Below are 13,829 nucleotides of genomic sequence, written 5' to 3'. Positions count from 1 at the left end.
GCAATCTGCCGCATAAATTGCCCAGCCTCACATTACAGAGATTAGATCATGGTCAATAAATTCGCCTATGGCACCTTCCCCAGCACCCGCCAGCGCCGCAACCGCATGACCGACTGGTCGCGCCGCATGGTCGCGGAAACCCGGTTGACCTCCCATGATCTGATCCTGCCGGTCTTTGTCATTGACGGTAAAAACGAACGCACTGCGATCCCGTCCATGCCGGGCGTCGAACGCCAATCTGTCGATGTTTTGGTTGAAACGGCCAAACATGCCGAAAAGCTGGGCGTTCCGGCTCTGGCGCTGTTTCCCTATATCGATGCCAGCCTGAAAACCAAGGACGCGCGCGAAGCCTATAACCCCGACAACGTCGTGTGCCGTGCGGTCAAGGCGATCAAGGATGCCTGCCCCAATCTTGGCGTCATCACCGATGTCGCGCTTGATCCCTTCAATGCCGATGGGCAGGACGGCATCGTTGTCGATGGTCAGATCCTAAATGACGAATCCACCGAGGCCCTGGTACGTCAGGCCCTTGTGCAGGCACAGGCCGGCTGTGATGTGGTTGCACCGTCTGACATGATGGATGGCCGTATTGGCGCCATCCGCAAAACGCTTGAGGATGCCAACCTCAAGAACGTGCAGATCATGTCCTATTCAGCCAAATACGCATCTTCGTTCTATGGCCCGTTCCGCGATGCGATTGGTTCGGCCAGCGCACTGGGCAAGGCCGACAAGAAAACCTATCAGCTTGACCCGGCCAACAGCGATGAAGCCATGCGCGAAGTCGCCTATGACCTGGATGAAGGTGCTGACTCGGTCATCGTCAAACCGGGCCTGCCCTATCTTGATGTGCTCTATCGCGTCAAACAGGAATTCGGCGTGCCGGTCTTTGCCTATCAGGTATCGGGCGAATACGCGATGATCCGCGCTGCAGCCGAGAATGGCTGGCTTGATTATATCGGCTGCGCGATTGAAACCCTGTCCTGCTTCAAACGTGCTGGCGCCTCAGGCGTGCTGACCTATAGCGCGATTGAAGTGGCCGAGGCATTGGAAGGCTAACCTTCCGCCGCGCCACAACAAATTCCGCATTAAAAAAGGGCCTCGTTTGAGGCCCTTTTTGTTTTGGAAAACTCGGTTCCACATCAGGCGGACTGAACGGCAACCGCGTCGGCATCATCTTCAACGCCATGGCCGATTGCGCGTGCACAGAAATGCGGCCGCAGGCCAGATAGGGCAAACGCCCCTTCGATATCCTGCCCATCCAGGAATCCGCCCCGATGCACCAGAAGGGTCTTGATCCCTGATGCCAGCCCGCCGAGCACATCGGTATGCACCGTATCACCCACCATCAGCACACGGTTGCGATCAACGCCGGGATGACGTTTCAGCACTTCCTCAAACACGTGATGATATGGCTTGCCAACACATTGCGGCATCACACCCGACGCATCGGCGGCCAGATGCGCAAAATAGCCCGACTCAACCGACAGGAAATCCCCCATCGGCGCACAGATATCCGGGTTCCCGACCAGGATCGGACGCGGATTATCATTAAGGCTCGCTTCCAGAAGCGATTGCTGCGTATCGGTCCAGCTGTCGGAATCAATCAGCAGGAACCCGCCCACGGCATCATAAAGCGCGCGATCACTGCCAAGCGGCTCAACATCTCCCGGCAGAATATCAAACGGCCAGTCAGTCGGTGCCATCGCCCCCCAATGGGTGATATCGGCATATTCACGCATAAGGGGTGCGACAAACTGCTGACTGCTGATCAGGCTGTTATTGTCAAAATCAAAACCACGATTGCGATGGCGTGCCAGAATGGCCTCGCCCGAGCTTGAGGCATCATTGGTGACAACGGCAATCTTCTTGCCCATATCCTGAAGGGCGGCGACCGTTTTGACCGCACCGGGAATGGCGCTTTGTCCGCTATTAAGCACCCCAAAGGCATCAAACACGATCAGGTCAAACTGACCGGCAATCGCCAGAAGATTATCGACATAATCGGTGGCTGCCGGAACGGCATCGGGCTGAACCTGTGGCAGACGCGGTGCATAGCGCAAATAGGCATCCATGGCCTGCGCAAAATCCAGTTGCAACCGATTGGCACTCATCGTCGTTTCTCCCACTCAAACAGCACGTCATTCAATTTCCGGCGTATTCAAACCGATTAGCGCTTTAATTACACGTAAAATTATTCGCAGCCGCTCAAACACGGATAATCAACCGGAACACTTCACACGACCCAATTATCCATGCACCATGCGCATGGCTCTGAAAAGTACTACACGCCGCAGATATGCGCACATTAGACAGGTTAACGAGAGATTTCAGCGATTTTTGCACTTTTCAAGCCGCTGGCATGCAAAAAACGCATTGGATTATCTGCGTATTCACCCGTAGATTGCCCTCACGAAATGAACTAGGACGTATCGACTGATGAATGCGCCACCAGGCAGTTGATCATTCGATACATCCCATGCAAACCGACACGTCAAACCAGCTAACTATTCCGCTTCGGAATATCTCGGTGAGAACATGCCGGTTAACTGAATTAGACGCCGAACAATCGGCCGGTTTGAAATAGGTGATGAAATGATCGTAACCAAGATTTTTGCTTTCCTCCGCGCTCTGCGCGTTCAGTACCAGACCCAGAGCGCGCTGCGTAAACTCGATCCGCGCGAACTGGCAGACATCGGTCTGAACCGCGACATGATCGACGATGTAGCACACCGAGTTGCTTTCGGTCGCTAAGCCACGACCGTAGCGTCCACGAGAAAACCCCGACAGAATTTCTGTCGGGGTTTTTTCTTTGTCTGCATTTCAGGATCGCGGAACAAACGCGCGCTGCACTAGTTGGCAAACAGCGCCTTGTGTTCTTCACGCAGGACATTCTTCTGCACCTTGCCCATGGCATTGCGCGGCAGCTCCTCGACAAAGAACACGCGCTTGGGCACCTTGAAATTGGCGAGTTCCGATTTAATCGCGGCAATCACGCCCTCTTCGCTAAGGCCACCCTTCTTTTCCGGTACGATCACGGCAACGACCGCCTCGCCAAAGTCGGGGTGCTGAACGCCGATCACGGCACTTTCAACAACCCCATCCATCTTGTCGATCAGGGTTTCGATTTCCTTCGGATACACGTTAAACCCGCCGGAAATCACCAGATCCTTGGCACGCCCGACGATGTGGACATATCCCTTGGCATCGATCTTGGCGATATCACCGGTGATAAAGAACCCGTCATCGCGGAATTCCTCGGCGGTTTTTTCGGGCATCTGCCAGTAACCGGCAAACACGTTGGGCCCACGTGCATCAAGCACGCCGATTTCATCCGCTCCCAAAACATTACCGTCTTCATCACATACACGCACCTCGACATCCGGCAAGGCCGGGCCGACCGTATGAACAATGCGCTCGCCATCCAGCGGATTGGACGTTGCCATGCCCATTTCCGTCATGCCGTAACGTTCAAGCAGCGCCTTGCCCGTGCGCTCCTTGAAGGCAGTAAAGGTTTCGGGCAGAAGCGGTGCGGATCCGGAAATGAACAGCCGCATGTTTGATGTCACATCGGCGGTGAAATCATCACCCGACAACAGGCGCACATAGAAGGTCGGAACGCCCATCATCACGGTGCTGCGTGGTAAAAGCGCCATAACCTGGTCGCGATCAAATTTCGGCAGGAAGAACATCTTCGACCCCGACAGCATCACGCAGTGGCACGCAATGAACAGCCCGTGGGTATGGAAGATCGGTAAGGCATGCAAAAGCGTGTCGCCCGCCTTAAAGCCCCAAAGCTTCTCAAGCGTCGCGGCATTGGACCACAGGTTCATCTGGGTCATCATCGCCCCCTTGGGCTTGCCGGTCGTGCCAGATGTGTAAAGGATGGCCGCAAGCTCATCATCTTCGCAGGCAACCGGGACGAACTCCGTGGATTGCGATGCCGCCCCGTCCATCAGGCTACCCTCGGCTTCCATGCCCAGTGTCAGAACGTGCGATACACCCTGTTCGTTCGCGATCGCCTTGACCTCATCTTCACGATGGGGCTGGCACACGAAAATGATCGGGGATGCGTTATCCATGAAATAGGCAAGCTCACCCGCCTGATAGGCGGTATTAAGCGGCAGATAAACCAACCCTGCACGAATGCAGCCAAGATAAAGAAACAGTGCTTCGGGGGATTTATCGACCTGAACAGCAACCCGGTCGCCCTTCTTCGCACCAAGCGACGTCAAAAGCCCCGCAATTCGGGCCGATGCATGATCGGCATCGCCATAGCTATAGGTCTTGCCGTCTGGCGTCTCGATCAGAACCGAAGACAGGTCTGCCGGAAACCGGTCACGAATGCGCATGAATAGGCTGTTGGTCACTTTACTGCTTCCCCGAAAATTTAGAATTGACCGGCAGGTTTCCCTGCCGGTCTTTTGTGCGGGCAGCATAGTGCAACCAATCATTATAGGTAAACAAGTACCTTTTTACCGCAATGATAGATTTTATCTGTGGTTCACACAGGTTTTGGGATCAAGCCCCTAGTCCATCGCAACGTGGGGGAACTCACCATCCACATACGGGAAAGCTTCACCCACCGTTACCTGCACCTCGGGATGGAACCCGTTGAAATGGGTGGCAAGCGCGTTGCTATAGGCCCCGATATGACCGAACTCGATCCAGTCGCCTTCGCGGATATCGGCAGGCAACGTCACGGTTGCCGGCAAGACATCCATATTGTCGCAGGTCGGCCCATAGATCGTGAAGTCGAGCGTCTCCTCGGCGTCAAAATCACCATCAATGCGCATCGGGCGGACAGGATACCGCAACTGCCCCGTCACGGTTTCCGACAGACTGCCGTAAACACCGTCATTGATGAACAGCGTATCTTCCTTGCGTAAGTGCACCTGCGTGATCAGCGAAACACCACTGGAAACCAGCGCCCTGCCCGGTTCGCACATATAGGTCGTCTCAGGCATATCAAGCCAACGGATACAATCCTTGATCTCATCCATGAACTCTTCAAGGCTGGCCCCGCGCTGGTTCATGTACTGACCGGGGAAACCACCCCCGACATCGATATGCTTGACCTTCACACCGGAAAAATCGACGACCTGACGGATAATCTCGACCGCGATCCGGTAACCGGTCGGCGTCGTGCATTGCGACCCGACATGGAAACACAGCCCGGCATGATAACCGTATTCATCAACCTTTTTCAGAAGCTCGGCCGCCACCATCGGACGCGCGCCAAACTTGGCCGACAGGTTATAGGTCGCACCGGCTGGCGGGGTCGCCAGGCGCACATGGATGACCAGGTTCGTATCGCCCTCGGTCTCTTCGCGGATTTTCTCTAGTTCTTCGATGGTGTCGATCACATAGTGATCAATCCCGAACATCCGATAGGCATTGCGGATGGCATCGCGGCTTTTGACCGGATGCATGAAATAGGCCTTCATTCCCGGGAACTGGCGACGCACGATAGAGATTTCCTCGGGCGAAGCGGTATCAAAATGACGCACCCCGCCTTCGTGAAGATATCGCATGACCTCCGGATGCGGGTTGCATTTCACCGCATAAAGGACGTCTCCCGGGAACATTTCGACAAAGCGCTGCGCTGTTTCTCGAAGAATATTGGGTCTGAGGCAATACACCGGATAGGAAGGTTTGAGTTCCTTAACAACATCGAACGTCGTATCGAAATGACGTGGCACAATATACTCCATCGTTTACGAATATCAGGCGCCCAGACACGTACCGCCGCCGGGCTGGCCTTTTAGCGCGTTAAGCGTACCAGCCCTTTTCCCACCTGTCATGTTCCTTGAATTTGCTATCGTTCTAATCGTGCACGAATTGCGCTTGATATTGCTTCGCCCTGCCGATAATTTGGTAAACCAATACCAAATAACCAATATCGTGCGCCCCACGCGCTTGAGCGGTCCCGCACGTCAACCTACAGGGAGCCTGAAATGCCCATCGATCCGATCCTTGATCCATCCGCACTGGCCAAGGAACTGTCCGGCTATCATCTGATCAACGGAAAGCTTGTCGCCCCGAAAAACGGCAAGACCTTTGATGTTCTCAACCCGGCAACCGGTAAGGTCATCGGTCAGGCTGCCGACGGTGACGCAGACGACGTCGCACTTGCCGTCGCCGCCGCCAAAGAGGCGCAGAAGGATTGGGCAGAACGCCCGGCACGTGAACGCGGCAAGCTTTTGTCTGAATGCGGTCGCGTTTTGATGTCGCATTCCGAGGAACTCGGTCGTCTGGTCGCGCTTGAATCCGGTAAGGCGCTGCGCACCGAAAGCCGGGTCGAGGCATCGGTTCTGGCTGACATGTTCGTCTTCTTTGGTGGTCTCGCGTCCGAGCTCAAGGGCGAAACCGTTCCGTTCAACCCGAACATGATGACCCTGACCACGCGTGAGGCTGTCGGCGTTGTTGGTGCGATCATTCCTTGGAACGTGCCGATGATGCTGATGGCGATCAAGGTTGCCCCGGCACTGGTTGCCGGTAACGCGGTCGTTGTCAAATCCGCCGAAGACACCCCGCTTGCTGTTCTGCGCGTGTGCCAGATCATGCAGGAAGTTTTGCCGGCTGGCGTATTCAACATCCTGTCTGGCTTTGGCCCGTCTTGCGGTGGCCCGCTGGTCGAACACAAGGACGTCAAAAAGGTTTCCTTCACCGGGTCGGTTGAAACCGGCCGGACCGTGTATCGCGCCGCTGCTGAAAAGCTTATTCCGGTCACCCTCGAACTCGGTGGCAAGTCGCCAATGATCGTCATGGATGATGCCAATCTTGATAAGGCCATCGCCGGTGCGATTGGCGGTATGCGCTTCACCCGTCAGGGACAGAGCTGCACGGCGGCCTCACGCATGCTGGTGCATGAAAGCCTGCATGATGAATTCGTCAAACGCCTGATTGATAAGGTCAACACCCTTAAAATGGGGGACCCGCTTGATGAAGAAACCGACATCGGCACGATCATTAACCGCAAACAGTTCGACAAGGTATGCGGTTATATCGAAACCGGCGAGAAAGAAGGTGCGACCAAGAACGAACTCAGCGCCCTTCCCACCGACAGTGCCCTTTCCGACGGCCTGTTTGTCCGCCCGGTAATCTTCACCGATGTTGATCCGGATGCCCGTGTGGCCCGCGAAGAAATCTTTGGCCCGGTTGCCTGCGTCTTCAAGTTCAAAACCTTTGAAGAAGCGCTTGAACTTGCCAATGACAGCGACTTCGGTCTGGCTGCAACCGTCTGGACGACCGATCTTAAAACCGCCCTTGTCGCGACCAAGCGCCTTGAAGCCGGTTTTGTTCAGGTTAACCAGAACCTGGTTGTTCAGCCGAACCTGTCTTATGGCGGTATCAAGCTTTCGGGCCTTGGCAAGGAAGCATCGCTTGAAAGCATGCTTGAACACTTCACCTACAAGAAGACCGTTATCCTGAACATGGAATAACAGGTCGCGCGTCAGACACGCCAAACATCAAGAAACCGGGTTGCACATAACGCAACCCGGTTTTTCTTTTCGCGTACTTGACCTTGCCCCCGCAATCCGCAAAGGTGCTTTTGTTAAACACATCCAAACCCGGAAAGTACATGGCTATGTCTGCAGCTACTGACATCTTCGCATCACACTCCCGCCCGACGCTTCGTGCCGGTGTGATCGCCATGATTATGGGTATTTCCGACCTGCGAATGTGATCCCTGTCATCTGCGGATGACAGGTCCGGTTGATTACCGTTTTTCACCCAACACATGATAATATTGCCACCTCACCATAAAGATGGTGGCCGCAGGAGCATGGAAATTATGACTGTTTCCTATCACGATATCGTTCGCGCATCGGGCTTTCTTGAAGGCATTGTCGCGAAAACACCGCTGGTAAAATCTTTAACGCTGTCAAACATTTGCCAGGCAGAAGTTTATCTTAAACTTGAAAACCAGCAATATACCGCCTCCTTCAAGGAACGCGGCGCCTACGTCAAACTGGCAAGCCTGACACCCGAAGAACGCGAAAAAGGCGTCATCGCCGTTTCGGCAGGAAACCACGCGCAAGGTGTCGCCTATAACGCCAAGCGTCTTGGTATTCCCGCCACCATCGTGATGCCCAAAAACACCCCCTACACCAAGGTGCATCATACACGCTCGCACGGTGCTGAAGTCGTTCTGACCGGCAATGTCTTTGCCGAAAGCCTTGAGGCCGCCGGTCGCATTCAGCAGGAACGCGGTCTGACATTTGTGCACCCGTTTGATGACCCGCATATCATTGCTGGCCAAGGGACCGTCGGGCTCGAAATCCTTAATGAAACCAATGATATCGACACCATTGTTGTACCGGTTGGTGGCGGTGGCCTGGCATCGGGTATCGTGACCGCAATCAAATCCCGCCGACCCGACATCGAGGTGGTTGGCGTTGAAACCAAGCTGTACCCTTGCATGTATGAAGGGATGCGCGGCGAAGATTTCACCGGCGGCGGTGTGACCATTGCGGAGGGCATCGCGGTCAAGCAGCCCGGCGGCCTCACGCTTCATATCTGCAAGGAAAAGCTTGATGACGTCGTTCTGGTCGAGGAAAGCTCGATCGAACGTTCCATCCAGATGCTGATCGAGATCGAGAAAAGCGTTGTCGAAGGTGCGGGTGCTGCCCCGCTTGCCGCCCTGCTCGATCACCCTGAGCGTTTCAAGGGCAAGAAAGTCTGCCTGGTTATCAGTGGTGGCAATATCGACACCCGCCTGCTGGCCCAGGTTCTGATGCGCGGCATGGCGCGCGAAGGGCGTCTTGTGCGCGTGCGGATCGAGATCCCCGATGTCCCGGGTGCATTGTCGACCATCAGCGCGCTGATTGGCGAAGAAGATGCCAATATCATAGAAGTTTACCACCAGCGTCACTTCTATGATGTTCCGGCCAAGCAGACCGATGTTGATATGGTTCTTGAAGTTCGCGACACCCAGCATGGTCAGGACGTGATTGACCGCCTGATCAAGGAAGGCTTTGGGGGCCGGTTGCTCGGCAATACGTCACTCGACTGAGAAACATTACGCAAACAAACTCGCAAACAAAAAGGGCCGCTGGCATTCCACCGCGGCCCTTTTATTTCTTTAAGCACGGCCTTAAAGGCGCACTCAGTCGCCCAAGGCGCGATACCGGCCACCGTAATACAGCAGCGGCGCGCCCGTTTCCCCCATCACCAGTTCGCGCACATGACCCACGATGATGCTGTGATCACCACCTTCGTGCAATGCATGGCGCTCGCAGGTGAACGCGGCAACGCTGCCGGTCAGGCGCGGCATGCCAAGGCTGTCATCCTCATACGCGATCTTGTCCCAGCCATCCTGTCCGGGGGCTGAAAACACCTCGGATTCCTGTTTCTGGTCCTGGCTCAGAATATTGATGCAAAACCGCGTCGCCTCGCCGGTAAACAGCGCGTGCGTCGCAGCACGGTGATCGACCGAAAACAAAACCAGCGCCGGATCCAGCGATACCGAGGCAAAGCTGTTGATGGTAATGCCTGCTTTTGCACCGTCGGCAGCACGGGTCGTTACAACGGCCACACCGGTTGTGAACTGACCAAGGCAATCGCGAAAATCACGCGGAGAGAAAGACATATTTAAGAATTCTCTTGTATACGAAGTCGGATGGTTGACGCGCCCCGCATGCAGGGCTTGGGGAAAATGGCGTCTAATCATCGCCCTGTCAAACCTAACTCGCCGCTAATTTAAACGCGATGTTAATAAGATTAAAACTTAATAAGAGCATATAGATGCCAGAAACGCGTTCTGCACTGCCGCAGAAGACAGATGTTTCAATGAACACGGGGATGATCGTTCAGGAATCTGGCGTGGGGTAGCGGAGAAGAAAAAGAATGTTCTTGATCATTGGCTATATTGTCGTAATCGGCTCTGTTCTGGGCGGTTATCTGCCGCATGGCGACTTTGGAATTCTGGTCCAACCCCTTGAAGTCCTGATCATTTTCGGTGCAGCGTTTGGCGCCTATCTGACGGCGAACCCGCTTGGCATTGTGAAGAAATCCTTCACATACACGCTGCGCGCCATGAAAGGCCCCAAGAAAAAAGCCGCTTACCAGGAACTCCTGATCTGTCTGTACGCGGTCTTCCGTCTGGCAAAATCCAAAGGCGACCTCGCACTTGAAAGCCACGTGGAGAACCCGGAAAGTTCGGCCCTGTTTTCCAATTTCCCGACGCTGATGAAAGATCATCATGCGATGGAATTCATGTGCGATTATCTTCGACTGCTGACCCTTGGCACAACCAACTCCTATGAGCTTGAAGCGGTCATGGATCAGGAACTTGAAACCCACCATGAAGAAGAACATGCCGTCGCAGCTGCGGTTCAGACTGCCGGTGACGGCCTCCCGGCACTTGGCATTGTTGCCGCGGTTCTTGGTGTGATTGTCACCATGAGCTCAGTTACCGAGCCGCCTGAAATTCTCGGTGGCCTGATTGCAGCCGCCCTTGTCGGCACCTTCCTTGGTATTCTGGGCGCCTATGGCTTTGTTGGCCCGACCGCATCCATCATCAAAAACACTGTTGATATGGACGGGAAATATTATGGCTGCATCAAAGCCGCGCTGATCGGCCATATGCAGGGATATGCCCCGCAAGTCTCGGTTGAATTCGCGCGCAAGACACTCCCGCATAATCTTCGGCCCAGCTTCAAGGAACTCGACGATGCGCTGCAAGACGCGCCGTCGGCCTGAACCTGAGTTCGTTTAAGGGACACCGCAGCACATGCCAGATATCGTCATAAAAAAGATCAAGAAAGGTGGGCACGGGCATCACGGTGGTGCGTGGAAAGTTGCCTATGCTGACTTTGTGACGGCGATGATGGCGTTCTTCCTGCTGCTGTGGCTGCTTTCAAGCGCGACTGAGGAACAGTTGCAAGGCGTATCGATGTATTTCACGCCGGAAACAATCTCGCAAAATGCGTCGGGTTCTGGTGGCTTGCTGGGTGGTACCAGCCTTGCCGAAGAAGGCTCGATGCGTTCTGAATTCGGCAATCCCAGCATCAGCATGGATATCCCGCCGGTTGAAACACCCGAACAACGCGAAGCCATCCGGGTTGCCCAGATGGAAGAACAGGAATTAAACGAGGCACAGGAAGAACTCCTCAAGGCAATCGAAGCCAACGAGGAACTTCAAGGCCTTGAAAAGAACATCCGTATTGAAAATACCGACGAAGGCCTGCGCATCCAGATCCTCGATGAAGACGGAACGGCCATGTTCCCGAGCGGCAGTGCTGCCATGGCCGAACATACCCGGCTTCTGTTGCAGCAAGTAGCTGACGTGATCGAAAATATGCCCCAGGATGTCTCGATCGAAGGCCATACTGACGCTGTGCCATTTAACCGAACGGATGGCTATTCCAACTGGGAACTTTCGGCTGACCGTGCGCTTGCAACCCGTCGCGCCCTTGAAGACATGGGGCTTGAAACGGCCCGCTTTGCCAAGGTTGCCGGCCTGTCGGATACGGACCCGCTTCTACCCGATGCACCTGAAAATGAAAGCAACCGTCGTATCAGCATCACCTTGCTGCGCGGTACCGGTGAACGCTCTGAGCTGACCGGTGACGGTCAGACCGCACCAGCAGGTGAAAGCCCGGCGCCACCAGCCCAACCGGCACAAGATGAAAACCAGCGCCGCCCGACCTTCTCGGTCCCTTCGCAACAGTGATTTCGGGCACTGGATGAGAATTCAGTGCCCTTTTGCCTGTCAGGCCTTTAAACTGTCATAAATCGAACCTAATCTCATAAGGTAGTTCTTCTTGATGTGACCGGGACTGATCGGACCAAATGACAGTTAATCAGCGGCGCCTGACCCAGCATTATTTCATGACCGCACCAATGCCGTGCCCCTACTTGCCCGGCCGGTTCGAGCGTAAGTTGGTTACCGAGTTGCGCGGACCAGAAGCCAACAATGTCCATGACCTGTTATCGCGTGCCGGCTTCCGTCGCAGTCATTCCATCGCCTATTTGCCCGCCTGCAGCGACTGCAATGCCTGTATTCCGGTACGTGTCTGTTGTGAAGGGTTCAATCCCGGCCGATCGTTTCGCCGCATCAAGAACAAGAACAGCGACCTTGTCCGCAGCGTGATGCCGCCAACCGCGACACAGGAACAGTATCAGCTTTTCAGCACCTATCAGGATGCCCGCCACGGCAATGGTGACATGGCGCGCATGGATGCCCGTGATTACCGTGCAATGATCGAAGACAGCACGGTGGAAACCTCGATCTTTGAATATCGTCGTGCGGATGACAGCCTGATTGCCGTCGCACTGGTCGATATTCTGGCTGACGGCCTGTCAGCGGTGTACAGTTTCTTTGATCCTGCCGAAGACCGCCGGGGACTGGGCACATACATCATTCTTGATCTGATCGACGAAGCCAGAATGCTGTCACTTCCCCATATCTATCTGGGTTACTGGATCGATGAGTGTCGCAAAATGTCTTATAAAATGCGCTTCCAGCCTCTTGAAGGATTTAGAGACGGCCAGTGGGTCGCAATGGAAGACTCCGAATAAGCTTTTTGGGCTTGCGCTCTGCACCAATTGCCTGAACCACTTTCCCCAATTAGACTAAAGTACGATACGACAACTCGATCCTTGGTTGCCTGCCCGCAAAGACGCATATAAGCTGCGGTTCATAGCCGATAAGACCGGCTTTTACTGATAAATCATGAGCTTGCATCTTTGGGAGGTTGTAACCAATGAAACGTCGTCAATTTCTTTCCGGCGCCGCCGTAGCAGGTGCGACTGCTGCTGCCGCGTCAACTTTCGCCAAACCGGCAATTGCCCAGGACGTCCGTGAGTGGCGCCTTGTCACCACCTGGCCGAAAAACTTTCCGGGCCTTGGCACCGGTGCGAACCTTCTTGCCGAATACATCACCAAGGCATCCGAAGGTCGTCTAAAAGTGACCGTGTTCGGCGCGGGTGAAATCGTTCCGGCATTCGAAGCCATCGACGCTGTCGGCAGCGGCACGGTCGAAATGGGCCACGGCGCGCCTTACTACTGGAAAGGCAAGGTTGATGCGACCCAGTATATCGCCGCAATGCCGTTCGGTCTGAACGCCCAGGAACAGAATGCATGGTTCCAGTGGGGTGGCGGTCAGGAACTGGCAGACAAGGTCTATGCAGAACTGAACTGTAAGTTCTTCCCGTCGGGCAACACCGGCACGCAGATGGGCGGCTGGTTCAACAAGGAAATGAACACCATTGATGACTATAAAGGTCTGAAAATGCGTATTCCGGGCCTTGGTGGCGAAGTTGTCAAAGCCGCAGGTGCTAACGTTGTGAACCTTCCGGGTGGCGAAATTCCGCCGGCCCTTCAGTCGGGCGCGATCGACGCGACCGAGTGGGTTGGTCCGTATAACGACCTTGCATTTGGCCTCTATAAATCGGCGAAATACTACTACTACCCGGGCTGGCACGAGCCGGCGACCGTTCTCGACAACTTCATCAACCTGGATGCATGGAACGCACTCCCGGATGATCTGAAAGCCATCGTCGAGCAGGCAAACCGTGCCGTTAACCAGATGGTTCTGTCCGAATTCACCGCCCGTAACGTTCAGGCACTTGATACCCTGCGTAACAAGCACGGCGTTGATGTTCGTCCGTTCTCTGACGACATTCTCACCAACCTTGGCAAACTGTCCGGTGAAGTTCTGCGTGACCTCGTTGCGTCGAACCCGCTGTCTCAGGAAGTCTTCGAAAGCCTGATTGCCTTCCGTACCCAGTCGATCGCATGGTCGAAATTCTCGGAATCAGCATTCGCACAGGCACGTGTCCTGCCGTTCAAATACTAAGTTCTCCGAAACCGGAAAACGACA

The 13,829-nt window shown here is 54.8% G+C and carries 12 protein-coding genes; 8 read left to right on the top strand and 4 right to left on the bottom strand.

Annotated elements, in window-relative coordinates; genetic code table 11:
* Positions 1 to 48 precede the first annotated feature (48 nt).
* A complete protein-coding gene (gene hemB / locus ACXAF0_RS11110) occupies positions 49 to 1,056 on the top strand; it encodes a porphobilinogen synthase (RefSeq protein ID WP_475345917.1) in 1,008 nt (335 codons plus the stop codon).
* An 83-nt stretch (positions 1,057 to 1,139) separates the two neighbouring features.
* Here hemB and ACXAF0_RS11105 read toward each other — a convergent pair whose 3' ends face one another.
* Entirely contained in the window at positions 1,140 to 2,111 is a 972-nt protein-coding gene (locus ACXAF0_RS11105; protein ID WP_475345916.1) for an HAD-IIA family hydrolase, read from the bottom strand.
* 481 nt (positions 2,112 to 2,592) lie between these two features.
* Here ACXAF0_RS11105 and ACXAF0_RS11100 point away from each other — a divergent pair, with 481 nt between their 5' ends.
* Positions 2,593 to 2,751: a DUF1127 domain-containing protein gene (locus tag ACXAF0_RS11100; RefSeq protein WP_167718073.1), complete on the top strand. Its 159-nt coding sequence runs from the start codon at positions 2,593 to 2,595 to the stop codon at positions 2,749 to 2,751.
* 98 nt (positions 2,752 to 2,849) lie between these two features.
* Here ACXAF0_RS11100 and ACXAF0_RS11095 read toward each other — a convergent pair whose 3' ends face one another.
* Both ACXAF0_RS11095 and ACXAF0_RS11090 read right to left on the bottom strand, forming a co-directional pair.
* A complete protein-coding gene (locus ACXAF0_RS11095; protein WP_475345915.1) occupies positions 2,850 to 4,367 on the bottom strand; it encodes a malonate--CoA ligase in 1,518 nt (505 codons plus the stop codon).
* A 159-nt stretch (positions 4,368 to 4,526) separates the two neighbouring features.
* Complete coding sequence (locus ACXAF0_RS11090) at positions 4,527 to 5,711, bottom strand: type III PLP-dependent enzyme (RefSeq protein ID WP_475345914.1); 1,185 nt, start codon at positions 5,709 to 5,711, stop codon at positions 4,527 to 4,529.
* Between the two features lie 243 nt (positions 5,712 to 5,954).
* Here ACXAF0_RS11090 and ACXAF0_RS11085 point away from each other — a divergent pair, with 243 nt between their 5' ends.
* Together ACXAF0_RS11085 and ACXAF0_RS11080 are read left to right on the top strand one after the other, a co-directional pair.
* Entirely contained in the window at positions 5,955 to 7,442 is a 1,488-nt protein-coding gene (locus tag ACXAF0_RS11085; RefSeq protein WP_475345913.1) for an aldehyde dehydrogenase family protein, read from the top strand.
* Between the two features lie 353 nt (positions 7,443 to 7,795).
* Positions 7,796 to 9,016: a threonine ammonia-lyase gene (locus tag ACXAF0_RS11080; protein WP_475345912.1), complete on the top strand. Its 1,221-nt coding sequence runs from the start codon at positions 7,796 to 7,798 to the stop codon at positions 9,014 to 9,016.
* Positions 9,017 to 9,109: 93 nt separating this feature from the next.
* On the opposite strand, the gene ACXAF0_RS11075 is transcribed toward ACXAF0_RS11080, so the two are convergent.
* Entirely contained in the window at positions 9,110 to 9,592 is a 483-nt protein-coding gene (locus tag ACXAF0_RS11075; RefSeq protein WP_475345911.1) for a flavin reductase family protein, read from the bottom strand.
* A gap of 257 nt (positions 9,593 to 9,849) precedes the next feature.
* Between ACXAF0_RS11075 and motA the strand changes: the two genes are divergently transcribed.
* The 4 genes from motA to ACXAF0_RS11055 all read left to right on the top strand — a co-directional run bounded on the left by motA (position 9,850) and on the right by ACXAF0_RS11055 (position 13,805).
* Positions 9,850 to 10,704, top strand: a complete 855-nt coding sequence (gene motA / locus ACXAF0_RS11070) for a flagellar motor stator protein MotA (RefSeq protein WP_475345910.1) — start codon at positions 9,850 to 9,852, stop codon at positions 10,702 to 10,704.
* 31 nt (positions 10,705 to 10,735) lie between these two features.
* The gene (locus ACXAF0_RS11065) at positions 10,736 to 11,677 is read left to right on the top strand and encodes a flagellar motor protein MotB (RefSeq protein WP_475345909.1); all 942 of its coding nucleotides are present in this window, start codon (positions 10,736 to 10,738) and stop codon (positions 11,675 to 11,677) included.
* A gap of 119 nt (positions 11,678 to 11,796) precedes the next feature.
* On the top strand, positions 11,797 to 12,525 hold the full coding sequence (locus ACXAF0_RS11060) for an arginyltransferase (protein ID WP_475345908.1): 729 nt from the start codon (positions 11,797 to 11,799) through the stop codon (positions 12,523 to 12,525).
* Between the two features lie 185 nt (positions 12,526 to 12,710).
* Entirely contained in the window at positions 12,711 to 13,805 is a 1,095-nt protein-coding gene (locus ACXAF0_RS11055; protein ID WP_475345907.1) for a TRAP transporter substrate-binding protein, read from the top strand.
* The last annotated feature ends 24 nt before the right edge of the window (positions 13,806 to 13,829 follow it).

The organism is Thalassospira sp. ABD4_177 (genome assembly GCF_056160125.1).
The sequence above is the reverse complement of the archived record's forward strand: the minus strand, read 5'-3'. Positions and strand labels throughout refer to the sequence as shown.

Coding starts and splice junctions, on each gene's coding strand:
- hemB (WP_475345917.1), top strand. CDS start 49: ATGGTCAATAAATTCGCCTATGGCACCTTCCCCAGCACCCGCCAGCGC.
- ACXAF0_RS11105 (WP_475345916.1), bottom strand. CDS start 2,111: ATGAGTGCCAATCGGTTGCAACTGGATTTTGCGCAGGCCATGGATGCC.
- ACXAF0_RS11100 (WP_167718073.1), top strand. CDS start 2,593: ATGATCGTAACCAAGATTTTTGCTTTCCTCCGCGCTCTGCGCGTTCAG.
- ACXAF0_RS11090 (WP_475345914.1), bottom strand. CDS start 5,711: ATGGAGTATATTGTGCCACGTCATTTCGATACGACGTTCGATGTTGTT.
- ACXAF0_RS11085 (WP_475345913.1), top strand. CDS start 5,955: ATGCCCATCGATCCGATCCTTGATCCATCCGCACTGGCCAAGGAACTG.
- ACXAF0_RS11080 (WP_475345912.1), top strand. CDS start 7,796: ATGACTGTTTCCTATCACGATATCGTTCGCGCATCGGGCTTTCTTGAA.
- ACXAF0_RS11075 (WP_475345911.1), bottom strand. CDS start 9,592: ATGTCTTTCTCTCCGCGTGATTTTCGCGATTGCCTTGGTCAGTTCACA.
- motA (WP_475345910.1), top strand. CDS start 9,850: ATGTTCTTGATCATTGGCTATATTGTCGTAATCGGCTCTGTTCTGGGC.
- ACXAF0_RS11065 (WP_475345909.1), top strand. CDS start 10,736: ATGCCAGATATCGTCATAAAAAAGATCAAGAAAGGTGGGCACGGGCAT.
- ACXAF0_RS11060 (WP_475345908.1), top strand. CDS start 11,797: ATGACAGTTAATCAGCGGCGCCTGACCCAGCATTATTTCATGACCGCA.
- ACXAF0_RS11055 (WP_475345907.1), top strand. CDS start 12,711: ATGAAACGTCGTCAATTTCTTTCCGGCGCCGCCGTAGCAGGTGCGACT.